Source organism: Pseudomonas sp. H3_C08, from assembly GCF_054669455.1.
The window spans coordinates 2,525,533-2,539,725 of record NZ_CP162803.1 but is presented as its reverse complement, the minus strand read 5'-3'; the positions used below and the strand labels follow the sequence as shown (position 1 = coordinate 2,539,725).

The following is a 14,193-nucleotide window of genomic DNA, read 5'->3' as shown; positions in this document are numbered from 1 at the left end:
GTACAGATTGTAGTTTGTGTATAGGTTTTTGTGCGGTGAATTGCGTGATATTCAGATCTCCCCTGTGGGAGGGAGCCTGCTCGCGAAGGCGTCGTCATATTCAACATTTTGGCTGACTGACATGCCGCTTTCGCGAGCAGGCTCGCTCCCACAAGGGCTTGCACTGCGACTCGGATCAACGTTCCCGCTGTTGCGGGAGCGCTTGACGCCGCGAGGAAAGGGTTAGCCGGGATAAACGGGGTAATCCACATAGCCCTCGGCGTTGCCGCCATACACCGTCGCCGGGTTCAGTACATTCAACGGCCAGTCATTGGCAATGCGCGCCGGCAGGTCGGGGTTGGCCATGAACGGGCGGCCGAAAGCGACCAGATCCGCCAGCCCGGAGTCGAGCAGTTGCGCCCCGGATTCGGCGGTGTAGCGCCCGGCGTAAATGATCGCGCCGCTGAAGGTTGCGCGTACTGCCTGACGAAACGTCAATGGCATCGCCGGGGCGTTGTCCCAATCGGCTTCGGCGATCGACAGATAGGCGATGCCCACGTCCTGCAGCACTTTGATCGCTTCGATGTAAGTCGTGTGTGGGTCTTCCTCGACCATGCCCAAATAGGTCCGCGCTTCATCAGTGGTGGTGAACAGCGGGGCGAAGCGCACGCCGACTTTTTCCTTGCCGATGCATTCGGCAACACCGGCCACCACTTCGCGCAGAAAACGCAGGCGATTGTCCAGCGAGCCGCCGTACTGATCGGTACGCAGGTTGCTGTGGGCCGAGATGAACTGGTTGACCAGATAGCCGTTGGCGCAATGCAGTTCGATGCCGTCGAAACCGGCATCCATCGCGTTGCGCGCAGCCTGGATATACAGCTGAACCAGCTCCTGAACTTCATCAGTGCTCAGTGCGCGAGGTGCCGACGGGGTGACCAGTTCACCGGCACCGGGCGTGGTTTCGATAAACACGCTGACGCGGTCGGTAGCCACGGCGGAGGCTGAAACCGGAGCTGCGCCGTTGGGCTGCAACGCGGTGTGCGAGACACGGCCAACGTGCCACAACTGGGCGAAAATCACCCCGTCCACGGCATGCACGGCGTCGGTGACTTTGCGCCAACCGGCGATTTGCTCAGGCGTATGAATGCCCGGCGTCCACGCATAACCCTGGCCACGAGGTTCGATTTGTGTGCCTTCGGTGACCAGCAGACCGGCGCCGGCGCGCTGTTGGTAATACTCGGCCATCAGCTCGTTGGCGATATTGCCCGGTTGCGTGCTGCGCTGGCGGGTGAGGGGCGGCAGGACGATACGGTTTTTCAGGGTGTGATGACCCAGTTTGGCGGGGGTGAAGAAACTGCTGTGGTTCATGGATGACCTTGTTTGTGGCTTATTAGACCAGTCGTCTATTGGCTGGGCGAAAAAATAACGCCGGGCAAGACGCACCCGGCGTTTGGAAGGGTTGTTCGAGGTTTTAGCCGAGCATCTTCAGCAGTTTCTCGGCGACGGCGGCGGAACTGGCCGGATTCTGGCCAGTGACCAGTTGCCCGTCGGCGACCACATGAACCTGCCAGTCAGCGACTTTCGAGTAATAACCACCGAGACGCTGGAATTCGTCCTCGATCAGGAACGGCACCACTTTTGTCAGGCCGACTGCTTCTTCTTCGGCGTTGGTGAAACCGGTGACCTGGCGATGCTGCACCAGCGGTTTGCCGTCAGCGGTAAGGACATGACGCAATACGCCAGGCGCATGGCAGACGAAACCGTGGGGTTTGTTGGCGCGGTCAAACGCTTCGATCAACGCGATCGACTGCTTGTCTTCGGCCAGATCCCACAGCGGGCCATGGCCACCCGGGTAAAACACGGCATCAAAGTCATCAGCGTTGACGTCGGCCAAGCGGCCGGTGTTGGCCAGTGCCTGTTGTGCGGCCGGATCCTGGCGGAAGCGATCGGTCTCGGCGGTTTGAGCATCAGGCTCATCGCTTTTCGGGTCGAGCGGCGGCTGGCCACCGGCTGGCGAAACCAGGGTGACGTCGGCGCCGGCGTCCTTGAAGGCGTAGTAGGGCGCGGCGAACTCTTCCAGCCAGAAGCCGGTTTTCTTGCCGGTGTCGCCGAGTTGATCGTGGGAAGTCAGAACCATCAAGATTTTCATAGAGCACCTTGCGTAGGTTGGGCGTCTTCGATTGGGCGAAACATTCGCGCATCGGCCACACCGGTCAGAAAACGTTTGTCGGGGCGCAGCATAGATTCCAATTAGACCAGTCGTCTAGTAATTTTTTATCCGAAGGTTTTTCATCGACAGGTATGGCAAACTTCCGTTCCTCCGAAAATACGACTGGTCTATTGCCTGGTAATTCGCGCCCCATGAAACCGACCTACGACGACACCCGCCAACACTTGCTCGACACCGGCCACCGGATGATGGCCGAAAAGGGCTTCACCAGTGTCGGCCTCAACGAGATCCTGCAAACCGCCGGTGTGCCCAAGGGTTCGTTCTATCACTACTTCAAATCCAAAGAACTGTACGGCCAGGCATTGCTGGCGGATTACTTCGTCGATTACCTCGCCGACATGGAGCGGCGCCTGACGCTGCCAGGACTGAGCGCGTACGAGCGGCTGATGGATTACTGGCAGGGCTGGCAGAACCGCTGCACCCTCGAAGGCCACGGCGATGAGTGTCTGGTGGTAAAGCTCAGTGCCGAAGTCGCCGACCTGTCGGAGTCGATGCGCCTCACCTTGCGCGATGGCGCCGAGCAAGTGGTGGCGCGCATTGCGCTATGCATCGAACAGGGTCAGGCCGAAGACAGCCTGCCCAAAGGCGATGCCCGGCATCTGGCGGAAACCTTGTATCAGCTGTGGTTGGGCGCGAGTTTGCTGAACAAGTTGCAGCGTACCGGGCAGTCGCTGGAGACCTCGATGGCGATGACGAAACAACTATTGCACGTTTGACCAAGATTTTTGTGCGACGCAATGGGTGACCTACCTGTCGGCACTCGATCGGTTAAATATACGAATGGGAATAAGTTTCAATAACGGAACGCTTGGTATACCATCGCCGCGTTTTGCTGGCGGTTTTACCCTTCGTTCTGGCCTATTCGTAAGGTTTTCATTTCATGCGTCGTACTCTGCTTTCAATTTGCGTGCTGCAGGCGTTGTCCCCTTCCTCATGGGCCGAACAGGCCGAATCAACACCCGCAGCGCTAGAGCTGGAGGCGACCGACGTGGTCGGTACAGCGGATTACGAACGGGCCGACGGCCCGGTGCAGGGTTACCGCGCCACACGTTCCGCCAGTGCTACCCGTACCGACACCTCGATTCATGAAACCCCGCAATCGATCAGCGTGGTCACCAAGGATGCTGTCGAAGACCTCGGCGCCACGCGTCTGCAAGATGCGCTGGACTATGCCGGTGGTGTGGGCCGGGCGAACAATTTCGGCGGGCAGGGTCTGACGACGTTCACTGTGCGTGGCTTTACTACCGGCGAGTTCTATCGCAACGGTTTCCCGATCAATCGTGGCTACCCGAACATGCCCGACGCCAACACCATCGAGCGTCTGGAAGTGTTGCGCGGGCCGGCAACGATGCTCTATGGCCGTGGCGATCCCGGCGGCACCTTCAATGTCGTGTCCAAACAGCCGTTGGCCGAGCGCACGGTCACGTTGGGCAGCCAGTTGAACGATCAAGGCATGAAGCGCGGCACCCTGGACGCCTCCGGCCCGCTGGATGAAGAGGGGCGCCTGGCCTATCGACTGAACGTTGTGGGTGAGGGCGGCGATACCTTCCGCGATCACGTCGAGACTGAGCGCTACGGCATCACGCCAGTGCTGACCTGGCAGGCCAGCGATGCCACCCGGGTGATCTTCGAGGGTGATTTCATGCGCAACAATCATCCGCTGGATCGCGGCGTGACGCGTTACGCCAAGCAGATTGGCACCGCCTCGCGGGATACGTTTTTCGGTGAGAAAGACGCCGGCAAATTGCACAACGACAACAACATGGCGCAACTGCGTTTCGAACATCTGCTCAATGATGACTGGACGCTGGGCGGTGGTTTCCAGTGGCTCGACGGTTCGCTGCAGGGCAATGCAATCGAGGCCAACGGCATTGCCGCTGACGGTCGAACCCTGGGGCGCAACTTCAACTACCGCAAACTGGAGTGGACCGACAAGGACACGCAGCTCAATCTGACCGGGCATTTCAGCACTGGTGGTTTGCAGCACACCTTGTTGACCGGCATTGAGTATGAAGATTATGACTACAAGTCGATCATTCAGCGCTCCAGCGGCGCGGTCGGCGCCTACCCGATCGACATCTTCGATCCGGTCTACGGCCAGTCGCGTCCGGCACTGACGCGCACGCCGACCCATGACAAGGAAAATCTCAAGACCTATGCCGCATTCGTGCAGGATCAGGTCGCGTTGACCGAGCGTCTGAAGGTCTTGGCCGGCGCACGTTTCGAGCGTTTCGAGCACGACTATGAAACCTATGTGCCGGGCGGCAAAAACTGGCAGGCCAGTGACAACGCGGTGACTCCACGCCTCGGCGTGACCTACGACCTGACCGAGACCCTGGCGATCTATGCCGACACGGCGCGCTCGTTCAAGCCCAACACCGGCGCGAGCCGCACGGGCGGAGGCTTCGCACCGGAGAAAGGCAAGTCTTACGAAATGGGCATCAAGTGGGAAGCGCTGGATCATCAGTTGAGCGTGGATGCCGCGATCTACCAGATCGAAAAACGCAACGTGCTGACCACCGACCCGGTGGACTCGACCTTCAGCGTCGCCGCCGGGGAAGTGCGCAGCCGTGGTTTTGACCTGAACGTCGCCGGCAACCTGACACCCGAATGGCGGGTGATCGGCGGCTACGCCTACGTCGATGCCGAGGTGACCAAGGACAACGTGATCCGCTCTGGCACGCGCCTGATGAACATTCCGCAGAACAGCTTCAGCCTGCTCAACGTCTACGAGTTTCAGGACGGTGCACTAAAAGGTCTGGGCCTGGGCACCGGACTCAAGTACGTCGACCAGCGTGCCGGGCAAACCGCCAATACCGCGTTCTCGATGGACAGTTACACCGTTGTCGACCTGCTCGGCTTCTACAAGGTCAACGAGAAAGTGCGGCTCAACCTTGACCTGAAAAACCTGTTTGACCGCGATTATGAAGAGGGCGCGTTCGGTAACGTCTACGCCTATCCAGGTGCACCAAGAACCGTGCAGGTGGGGATTTCCTACACCTTGTAAGCCGAGCTCGACGCTGCAACCACAGCCCCTCACCCCAGCCCTCTCCCGGAGGGAGAGGGAGCCGATCGAGGTGTCTTGCGTTATGCATCGACCTGAAAGGTCGCGTCGATTACGCGGGCATCGGTAATGCTTGGCGGTATCGAACTCACCGGTGCTATTGCACGTCGGCGCTCATCGCCAATCTCCCCCAATCGGTCCCCTCTCCTGAGGGAGAGGGCTAGGGTGAGGGCAGCAGCTTCGGCACATGCCCGTTAGTGAGCGAGTGCTCGAAATCAGGATGCACGCGGCGCGCAATTTTTTGCTCAACAGCACGCGCTCGTGGGCGAAGTGGCGCGATTGTGGTCGCTAGAGATTGTCCTTTTTGAGTTGACGGATAAACGCTTTTCAGCCGATTTATCCCGTCCCTATGCGTCAGTAATCTGTACCCAACTTGAACGCAACAACAACTTCAAAAACTCAAAAGGGAAGCAAATCATGACCACTCCAACCTACAACCGCCTCAACAAAGACGACGCCATTGTGCTGCTGGTCGACCACCAGACCGGCCTGATTTCCCTGGTGCAGGACTTCTCGCCAAACGAGTTCAAGAACAACGTGCTGGCCCTGGCGGATCTGGCGAAGTTCTTCGAACTGCCAACCATCCTCACCACCAGTTTCGAACAAGGCCCGAACGGCCCGCTGGTGCCAGAGCTGAAAGAGATGTTCCCGGACGCGCCGTACATCGCCCGTCCAGGCCAGATCAACGCCTGGGACAACGAAGATTTTGTGAAGGCGATCAAAGCCACCGGCCGCAAGCAGATCATCATTGCCGGTGTGGTGACGGATGTGTGCGTAGCGTTCCCGACCTTGTCGGCGCTGGCAGAAGGGTTTGATGTGTTTGTGGTGACCGACGCTTCCGGCACTTTCAACACCACAGTGCAACAGGCTGCATGGAGCCGCATGACCCAAGCCGGTGCGCAGATGATGAACTGGTTCTCGGTAGCCTGTGAGCTGCACCGCGACTGGCGCAACGATATTGAAGGCTTGGGCAATCTGCTGTCGCAGCGCATCCCCAACTACCGCAACCTGATGAACAGCTACTCGGCGCTGACCGCTCAGCAGAAGTAAGCCTGCGCGATCCGGACAAAAGCCTGCCCTGAAAAGCAGGCTTTTGTCATTTGTTGCGCCGATTTAATCCGCGTTAACCGGCCCACTCATCACGAAACTGCAGCAGAAAATCGACAAACGCCCTGACCCGTTGCGGCACATACCGGCCGTGCGGGTAGAGCAAGGTGTAAGGTCGCGAGCGCCCGGCGTAAGGTTGCAGAACCTCGACGAGGCTGCCGTCGGCCAGTTCTTTTTCGACAATGAATTTGTAGGTCTGAAAGACCCCGGCGCCATGCTTGGCCAAGGTCACGCCACCGAGCACATCATCGGAACAGGAGTAGCCGCCGTCGGAATACACTTCACGGTCGTGGCCGTTTTCCTCGAACAGCCAGGAGATCCGCCGTCCGCTGCTCGGCAGTTCGAACTGAATGCATTCATGTTGCACCAGGTCTTCCAGCGTCTGCGGTGTGCCAGCCTTTTTCAGATAGTCGGGAGACGCGACCACCACCAGTTTTGCATCCTCCAACAGGCGCGCGACCATGGTCGAGTCCGGTTGGGCACGAACACGTATCGCCAGATCGTAGCCTTCGCCGACGAAGTCGATATTGCGGTTGCCCAAGTGGATGTCGACGGTGACGTCGGGATAGAGCGCACGGAATTTCGGCAGCAGCGGCAGGATACGGTGATGGCCGTAAGTGGTGGGAAGGCTGATGCGCAACTGACCGGACGGTGAGGTCTGTGCGCCCATGACTTCTTGTTGCGCTTCGACCAGTTGAGTCAGGGCCTGGCTGCACTGCAAGAAAAAGTTTCTGCCGGCCTCGGTCAAGCGAATGCTGCGGGTAGTGCGGGCAAACAGGCGTGAACCCAAGCGCTTTTCCAAGCGAAGAATCGACCGGCTCACGGCGGCCGGTGTAACCCCGGCGAGCTGGGCGGCGGCGGTGAAACTGCCGGCTTCAGCGGCGAGGCAAAAGAGTTCGATGCTGCCTAACTGCAAGTCTTCAAAGTGGCGCTTCATGAGATAAGCCTGAGGATCAACTGACGGTTCATCTTCAGGCTTATCTCATGAAGCGGCACCGCCGGTACACACCGACGATGCAGCAGGGAGGAGTCAATGGCCAGCGCTTTGACCACCGTCGACATGGAGGATTTCGCCAGTGACGAAGTTCGCGCCGTTCAGGTACAGGATCGCTTGTACGATGTCATCGATCTCACCCATATGCCCGACCGGGTGCAGGCTGCCGAGGGCGGCGTGAGTTTCTTCGCCGTGCATCGGCGTTTTGATGATGCCGGGCGATACCGCGTTGACCCGAATACCACGCTTGGCGTACTCGATGGCCAGAGACTTGGTCGCCGCGTTGATGCCACCCTTGGTCAGCGAAGCGAGCACCGACGGTACGCCGTCAATCGCGTGGTCGACCAAGCTAGTGGTGACGCTGACAATATGGCCGCTGGCGTTTTTCTCCATTTCGGCAATCGCCAGTTGCGAGATATGGAAGAAGCCGCTCATGTTGGTCGCCACCACTTGTGCGTAGTCTTCCTGGCTGTATTCAGTGAAGGGTTTGGCGACGAAGATCCCGGCGTTGTTGACCAACGTGTCGATACGTCCGAAACGTGCAACGGCTTCGCGGATCACGCGCTCGGCGGTCTGCGGGTCGGCGATGTCACCGGCGACGGCGAGAATGTCCGGGTCAGAGGAAGGCTTGATCGAGCGCGAGGTCGCGACAACCTGATAGCCGCGCTCACGGAATCCCTTGACCAGGCCTGCGCCAATGCCTTGCGAGGCGCCGGTAATCACTACAACTTTCTTGGACGTGCTCATGATGTCTCCTCATGCAATCTGGATGGTTTGAATAAACGGATTTCGAAGGTCAGGCGTGAGCCGCAACCTGTGCTGCCTGACGTAACGCTTGCTCGTAATAAGCAACGGACTGGGAACCGGGGATGACCTGTTTGTCATCGATCACCATGGCCGGAACCGAATCGATGCCGCGTTGCTGATAAAACCGTTCGAGTTCGCGCACTGCCTGGCTGAACTCAGCGGTGGCCAGCAGCGCTTGCGCACGCGGGCCGTCGAGTCCGACTGCTTCTGCCAGTGTCACCAGCGTGGCGTGGTCATTCGGATTCTTGCCGTCAGTGAAGTAGGCCTTGAGCAACGCCTGCTTCAACTCACGCTGACGTCCTTGTGTGGCGGCCCAGAACAGCAGTCGATGGGCGTCGAAGGTGTTGTGGAAATGGCTGCGTTTTTCCAGGTCGAAGTGAAAACCGATCTGCTCGCCGCGCTCGACGATCATCGCGTTGCGGTCCGCCACTTGCTCGGCGCTGCGTCCGTATTTGCGCATCATGTGCTCGATGGCGTGTTCACCTTCGGCCGGCATGTCGGGATTCAGTTCGAAAGGTTTGTAGGTCAGGTCCACATCGACTTCGCCCGCCAGATTCTTGATCGCTTGCTCCAGAGCGGTAGCGCCCAATGCGCACCAAGGGCAAACGACATCCGAGACGAAATCGATTTTCACGGCCCGGCTCATGACTGCGAGTCCGCCAACTGCTGGCGATACTCGGTGGTGGTGATGCCGGCATAACCCCAGTTATCGGTGTCGACTTCTTCGATCACGATGTGGGTGAGTTTCGGATCCTTGTGCAGCACCCGCTCCATCGTTTCGGTGATTTCCTTGATGACCTGGGTTTTCTGCTCCCGGGTCACGCCGTCACGGGTGATACGTACGCTGATGAAAGGCATTTGGGGTATCTCCAGTCGCTGACCCGTCGGAGTGATGGGCGGCTGTTGGAGAGGACTTTAGGGGGAGGGCTGGAATTGATAAATGGGGCTTGAGGTACATCATTTGTGATGTGGTGTATCAAATGAGGGCGTGAGGACTCAGGTGATCCTGGCGCGAAACGCTGGCGCTCAGGCCAGCAGTTCGTTGATCCAGCGTGCTTGTCGGGTGATGTCCTGCAGCTTTTGCTCAGGCAGATTGTGCTGCACGCGAGCGAGATGGCTCAGGGTCTTTTGCTTGTGGCGGAGTTTGTGCTGCCACTTGGTCAGGAATGCGGGGCTGCGGGTCTGCAGGTGCAAGGGGCCGAAGTACAGTTCCTGGTCGGAATAGCTCACCGGTTCGGCGCGTTCGGCGACGATGATTTCGTAGTCGAAGCGGTTTTCCCGCAGCACTTCTTCGCTGAGGATGCGGTAGCCGTTTTCCATCAGCCACTGGCGCAGGGGTTGTTCACCGCCGTTGGGCTGCAGGATCAGACGTTCCTGGCCGCTGAGGTGAGCCTTGCCGCTGTCGAGGATGTCGCGGATGGTTTCGCCGCCCATGCCGCAGACGCTGACGGCGGTGATGCCGTCGTCAGGTTTGATTGCTGCCAAACCATCGGCCCGGCGTACGCTGATGTGCTGTTGCAGATCGTTCTCGCGCACGGTGCGTTCAGCCGCTTGGAACGGCGTCGCCGCAACCTCGCCAGCCACGGCCGCGCTGATCAAACCACGACGCATCAGCGCCACCGGTAGATAGCCGTGATCCGAGCCGATATCGGCCAGTCGCGCACCGGCAGGTACGTGGGCAGCCACGCGCTCGAGGCGCATGGACAATGTCTGTTCGTTCAACGGCAACCCCTTGATGGCAGGCAAAGGGGTGCGACTCTGGCGAGCAACGCCGGGCCTGTCAAATCCCGGCGACGGAATTCAATGGCCCATTGGCCGCACTTAATGGCCAATGGGCGCTGAGGCTTAGCCGGCCAACGTTGCGTTATCGATCACGAAACGATACTTCACATCACCCTTGAGCATGCGCTCGTAGGCGTCGTTGATCTGGTCGGCGCGGATCAGTTCGATGTCGGAAACGATGCCGTGCTCGGCGCAGAAATCCAGCATCTCCTGGGTTTCCGGAATGCCGCCGATCATCGAGCCGGCAATCGTGCGGCGCTTCATGATCAGATTGAACACGTTCGGCGAAGGGTGCGAGGTGGCCGGCGCACCCACCAGCGTCAACGCACCATCTCGCTTGAGCAGCACGAGGAATGCATCGAGATCGTGCGGCGCGGCGACGGTGTTGAGGATCAAGTCGAAACTCTTGGCGTGGGCGGCCATTTCTTCGGCATTGCGCGATACCACTACTTCATCGGCACCCAAGGCTTTGGCCGCTTCGCGTTTGGATTCGGAGGTGGTGAACGCCACAACGTGGGCGCCCAAGGCGTGGGCCAGTTTGATGCCCATGTGGCCGAGGCCGCCGATGCCGACCACACCGACTTTTTTGCCCGGGCCAGCGTTCCAGTGGCGCAACGGCGAGTAGGTAGTGATGCCGGCACACAGCAGCGGTGCGACGGCGGCCAGTTGCGCTTCGGGATGACGGATGCGCAGCACGTAGCGTTCATGCACGACGATGTTTTGCGAGTAGCCGCCCAGCGTCCAGCCCGGTGCATCCGGGGTCGGGAAGTTGTAGGTGCCGATCATGCCGTCGCAGTAGTTTTCCAGCCCGCTTTCGCAGTCATCGCAATGTTTGCAGCTGTCGACGATGCAACCGACGCCGACCAGATCACCAACCTTGAAATCCGCGACGTGCGCGCCGACGGCCGAAACACGACCGACAATTTCGTGCCCCGGTACGCACGGGAACTGCGTACCGGCCCATTCCGCCCGTACCTGGTGCAGGTCGGAATGGCAGATGCCACAGAACGCGATGTCGATCTGCACATCATGGGCGGCCGGCGCGCGGCGGTTGATCTGCATCGGCTCAAGGGGTTTGTCGCCAGCGTGGGCACCGTAGGCTTGAACAAGCATGGGAACATCCTCAATCGGTTTGTCGTAAGGCATTGTTGCTTGTTCAGCGCTGCGGGCAGTAGTGCATTCCTGTGCAATCCTTGCCTGATCCTGTGCGTCGTTGTGACATTGCGCGGACAGACGCTCGTGGCGTTTGCAGGTAATCTCCCGGTTCACTGACGACAACAAAATCAAAACAGGAGTCATTGATGCAACCAATCCGTCTCGGTCTGGTGGGCTACGGCAAGATCGCCCAAGATCAACACGTCCCGGCGATCAACGCCAATCCCGCTTTCCACTTGGTCTCCGTCGCCACTCAAGGCAAACCCTGCGCGGGCGTGGAGAACTTCCAGTCCTTGAGCGAGTTGCTGGAAAACGGTCCGCCGGTGGATGCGATTGCCTTCTGCACGCCGCCGCAAGGTCGTTTTGCGCTGGTGCAGCAGGCACTGGCCGCCGGCAAACACGTGCTGGTGGAAAAACCGCCGTGCGCCACCTTGGGCGAGGCGCTGGCGCTGGTCGATCAGGCTGCCGGGCAGGGCGTCAGCGCCTTGTTTGCCTGGCACTCACGCTACGCGCCAGGCATCGAAGCCGCCCGCGACTGGCTCGCCTCGCGCACCCTGCAAAGCGTGCAGATCGACTGGAAAGAAGACGTGCGCAAATGGCACCCCGGTCAGGCCTGGATCTGGCAACCCGGCGGCCTCGGCGTATTCGATCCGGGCATCAATGCCTTGTCGATCGTCACTCATTTGCTGGCGCTGCCGTTGTTTGTCGAATCGGCTGAACTGCGCGTACCGAGCAACTGCCAGTCGCCAATTGCCGCGTCGATCAAAATGTCCGACCCGCGCTGCCTCGATGTGCGCGCAGAGTTTGATTTTGACCATGGGCATGATGAGCTGTGGAGCATTGAGGTGCGTTGCGCTGAAGGCGTGTTGCGCCTGGATAACGGCGGCGCGCTGTTGAGCATTGACGGTGTGCGCCAAGCGGTGTCGGAGGAGGGTGAGTACGCAGCGGTGTATCGGCATTTTCAGCAGTTGATTGGCGACAAGGCCAGTGACCTGGATGTGCAGCCGTTGCGCTTGGTGGCGGACAGTTTCTTTGTCGGCAGTCGGGTGTTGGTTGAGGCGTTTTACGACTAGTGCACCTTCAGCGCTCACCGCTACACACAACGAAAAAAGCCTGCCCTGAAAAGCAGGCTTTTCGTTTGTGGCGTGACCGTCAATGCGACGAAACATACTCCGACGGTGTGGTTGGCAATGGCAGTGCATACGTTGCCTTCATCCATTCGATCTCTGCCTGTGGCGTCCTGCCGAAGAAGCGTTTGAACTCACGACTGAATTGCGAAGCACTTTCATAGCCAACGTTGAAGGCGGCTGCCGAGGCACTCATGGCCTGGCGCAACATCAACAGGCGCGCCTGATGCAAACGCGTCGACTTCAAATACTGCATGGGTGAGGTGTCGGTCACGCTGCGAAAGTGCAGGTGGAAGTTCGGCACGCTCATGCTCGCTTCATGGGCCAGTTGCTCGACGTCGAGTCGCTGCTGATAACAACTATGGATCTTGCGGATCGCACGGGTCACTTTGCCGAAATGTCCCTGTCGGTTGAGCGCGGCGCGCATGGAGCCACCTTGCTCGCCGGTCAGGATGCGGTAATAGATTTCCCGCAACAGTGCCGGCCCGAGGATTTGCGCTTCGCCGGCAACGCTCATCGCTTCCAGAAAACGCAGGGTGGTTGCCCGCAGTGAAGCGTCCATCGGCGAGGCATACATACCTTTGGGCGGGGCATCGCTTGGGCCATGCACGTCATCCACTTGCAGCATCAAATCGCTGGCCAACTGGAAATCGAGGTGCATGTAGATCGCGAGCATCGGCTCGGTCTCAGTGGCATCGGTCTCCATGGTGAAAGGGATCGGCACCGAGACCACCAGATAGTGCTGGGCGTCATAGACGTAGGTGTCCTCTCCCAGATAGCCGCGTTTGCGGCCCTGGCAGAGAATCACGATGCCGGGGTCATACAGCACCGGGGTGCGCGTCAGGGGGCGATTCGAACGCAGGAAGCGCACGCCTTCGAGGGCGCTGAGGTTGTAGCCCTCGATCGGTGCGAGGGCTTTCATGAGCTGCACCATGCGCGCGGTGCCTGCATCGACCTGCGTCATCACATCCTCTCTCAATGATCGGTGGACCGGCTCAGCGCTTCCCATTGGTCAATCTCGCTGGCAGCATTTTTCAGTTTGTCACGGACCAGACGCAAGGCGTCACTGCCCAATAGCAAATGGGCCGGTGGTGTCGGGCTGGCGATGATCTGCAGCATCGCTTGGGCAGCCTTTTGCGGGTCGCCGAGTTGCTTGCCGCTTTTCTCTTCGCGGGCTTTGCGGATCGGATCGAAACTGGCGTCATAGTCGGCAATGCTGCGCGCGGTGCGTTGCATCGAACGGCCCGCCCAATCCGTGCGGAACGAACCCGGTGCGACGGCAGTGACGAAGATGTTGAACGGCTGCAGCTCCTTGCTCAGGGTATCGGAGATCCCTTCGAGCGCAAATTTGCTACCGCAGTAGTAAGCGATGCCCGGCATGGTAATGGTGCCACCCATGGAGGTGATATTGAGGATGTGCCCCGCACGACGCTGGCGAAAGAAGGGCAGAAACGCTTTGATCACCGCCACCGCGCCGAACACGTTGACGTCGAATTGACGACGCATGTCTTGCAGCGCTGATTCTTCGCAAATGCCTTCGTGGCCATATCCGGCGTTGTTGACCAAAACGTCGACGGGACCGTGGGTGGCTTCGACCTGCATAACGACGCTGTCGATCCGCTCGAAATCAGTGACGTCCAGCACCACCCCGTAAGCGTTGTCCGGGGACAGTGCCTGGAAGTTTTTCAGGTCGGTTTCATTGCGCACAGTGCCGATGACACGGTGGCCGTTGGCAATGGCTTCATTGGCCAGCGCATGGCCGAAACCGCTGCTGACGCCGGTGATGAACAGGGTTTTAGCGTGAGTCATGTCGAGCTCCCATTGGGTCAGGTCTGAGTCCATGGTAGCGATCAGCAAACGGGGCACCTATGCCGGTTTATCTTCGAGCATTGCCTATTCCTATCGGGCGCTCTTGATGTTGAAAAAAAACGGCGGCAACGCAGCTACG

At 59.4% G+C, this 14,193-nt stretch carries 14 protein-coding genes; 4 read left to right on the top strand and 10 right to left on the bottom strand.

Going from position 1 to position 14,193, the window contains the following annotated elements; all coding sequences use genetic code 11:
- Positions 1 to 222 precede the first annotated feature (222 nt).
- Both AB4N74_RS11735 and AB4N74_RS11730 read right to left on the bottom strand, forming a co-directional pair.
- Positions 223 to 1,347 carry an alkene reductase gene (locus AB4N74_RS11735; RefSeq protein WP_257355355.1) on the bottom strand — a complete coding sequence of 375 codons (1,125 nt, stop codon included), beginning with the start codon at positions 1,345 to 1,347 and terminating at the stop codon, positions 223 to 225.
- Positions 1,348 to 1,450: 103 nt separating this feature from the next.
- Positions 1,451 to 2,128, bottom strand: a complete 678-nt coding sequence (locus AB4N74_RS11730) for a type 1 glutamine amidotransferase domain-containing protein (RefSeq protein WP_116254878.1) — start codon at positions 2,126 to 2,128, stop codon at positions 1,451 to 1,453.
- A gap of 212 nt (positions 2,129 to 2,340) precedes the next feature.
- Here AB4N74_RS11730 and AB4N74_RS11725 point away from each other — a divergent pair, with 212 nt between their 5' ends.
- From AB4N74_RS11725 to ycaC, 3 genes are all read left to right on the top strand, one after another.
- On the top strand, positions 2,341 to 2,925 hold the full coding sequence (locus tag AB4N74_RS11725) for a TetR/AcrR family transcriptional regulator (RefSeq protein WP_093430772.1): 585 nt from the start codon (positions 2,341 to 2,343) through the stop codon (positions 2,923 to 2,925).
- A gap of 164 nt (positions 2,926 to 3,089) precedes the next feature.
- Positions 3,090 to 5,216: a TonB-dependent siderophore receptor gene (locus AB4N74_RS11720; protein ID WP_460100298.1), complete on the top strand. Its 2,127-nt coding sequence runs from the start codon at positions 3,090 to 3,092 to the stop codon at positions 5,214 to 5,216.
- Between the two features lie 474 nt (positions 5,217 to 5,690).
- Positions 5,691 to 6,323 carry an isochorismate family cysteine hydrolase YcaC gene (ycaC, locus tag AB4N74_RS11715; RefSeq protein WP_007916011.1) on the top strand — a complete coding sequence of 211 codons (633 nt, stop codon included), beginning with the start codon at positions 5,691 to 5,693 and terminating at the stop codon, positions 6,321 to 6,323.
- A 73-nt stretch (positions 6,324 to 6,396) separates the two neighbouring features.
- Here ycaC and AB4N74_RS11710 read toward each other — a convergent pair whose 3' ends face one another.
- The 6 genes from AB4N74_RS11710 to AB4N74_RS11685 form a co-directional block, all read right to left on the bottom strand.
- Positions 6,397 to 7,317: a LysR family transcriptional regulator gene (locus AB4N74_RS11710; RefSeq protein ID WP_099756478.1), complete on the bottom strand. Its 921-nt coding sequence runs from the start codon at positions 7,315 to 7,317 to the stop codon at positions 6,397 to 6,399.
- A 93-nt stretch (positions 7,318 to 7,410) separates the two neighbouring features.
- The gene (locus tag AB4N74_RS11705) at positions 7,411 to 8,121 is read right to left on the bottom strand and encodes an SDR family NAD(P)-dependent oxidoreductase (protein WP_460100294.1); all 711 of its coding nucleotides are present in this window, start codon (positions 8,119 to 8,121) and stop codon (positions 7,411 to 7,413) included.
- Between the two features lie 49 nt (positions 8,122 to 8,170).
- Positions 8,171 to 8,827 carry a DsbA family oxidoreductase gene (locus AB4N74_RS11700; protein ID WP_460100291.1) on the bottom strand — a complete coding sequence of 219 codons (657 nt, stop codon included), beginning with the start codon at positions 8,825 to 8,827 and terminating at the stop codon, positions 8,171 to 8,173.
- Entirely contained in the window at positions 8,824 to 9,039 is a 216-nt protein-coding gene (locus AB4N74_RS11695; protein ID WP_194933116.1) for a tautomerase family protein, read from the bottom strand. Before AB4N74_RS11695 ends, AB4N74_RS11700 begins: the two co-directional genes overlap by 4 nt.
- A 168-nt stretch (positions 9,040 to 9,207) precedes the next feature.
- Positions 9,208 to 9,903 (bottom strand): tRNA (adenine(22)-N(1))-methyltransferase, encoded by a 696-nt coding sequence (locus tag AB4N74_RS11690; protein ID WP_460100288.1) that lies wholly within the window; start codon positions 9,901 to 9,903, stop codon positions 9,208 to 9,210.
- A gap of 123 nt (positions 9,904 to 10,026) precedes the next feature.
- Positions 10,027 to 11,076 carry an NAD(P)-dependent alcohol dehydrogenase gene (locus tag AB4N74_RS11685; RefSeq protein WP_093431666.1) on the bottom strand — a complete coding sequence of 350 codons (1,050 nt, stop codon included), beginning with the start codon at positions 11,074 to 11,076 and terminating at the stop codon, positions 10,027 to 10,029.
- Between the two features lie 188 nt (positions 11,077 to 11,264).
- Here AB4N74_RS11685 and AB4N74_RS11680 point away from each other — a divergent pair, with 188 nt between their 5' ends.
- Complete coding sequence (locus AB4N74_RS11680) at positions 11,265 to 12,191, top strand: Gfo/Idh/MocA family protein (RefSeq protein ID WP_093430789.1); 927 nt, start codon at positions 11,265 to 11,267, stop codon at positions 12,189 to 12,191.
- A gap of 79 nt (positions 12,192 to 12,270) precedes the next feature.
- Here AB4N74_RS11680 and AB4N74_RS11675 read toward each other — a convergent pair whose 3' ends face one another.
- Positions 12,271 to 13,209, bottom strand: a complete 939-nt coding sequence (locus AB4N74_RS11675; protein WP_093430792.1) for an AraC family transcriptional regulator — start codon at positions 13,207 to 13,209, stop codon at positions 12,271 to 12,273.
- 11 nt (positions 13,210 to 13,220) lie between these two features.
- On the bottom strand, positions 13,221 to 14,054 hold the full coding sequence (locus tag AB4N74_RS11670; protein WP_460100285.1) for an oxidoreductase: 834 nt from the start codon (positions 14,052 to 14,054) through the stop codon (positions 13,221 to 13,223).
- Between the last annotated feature and the right edge of the window lie 139 nt (positions 14,055 to 14,193).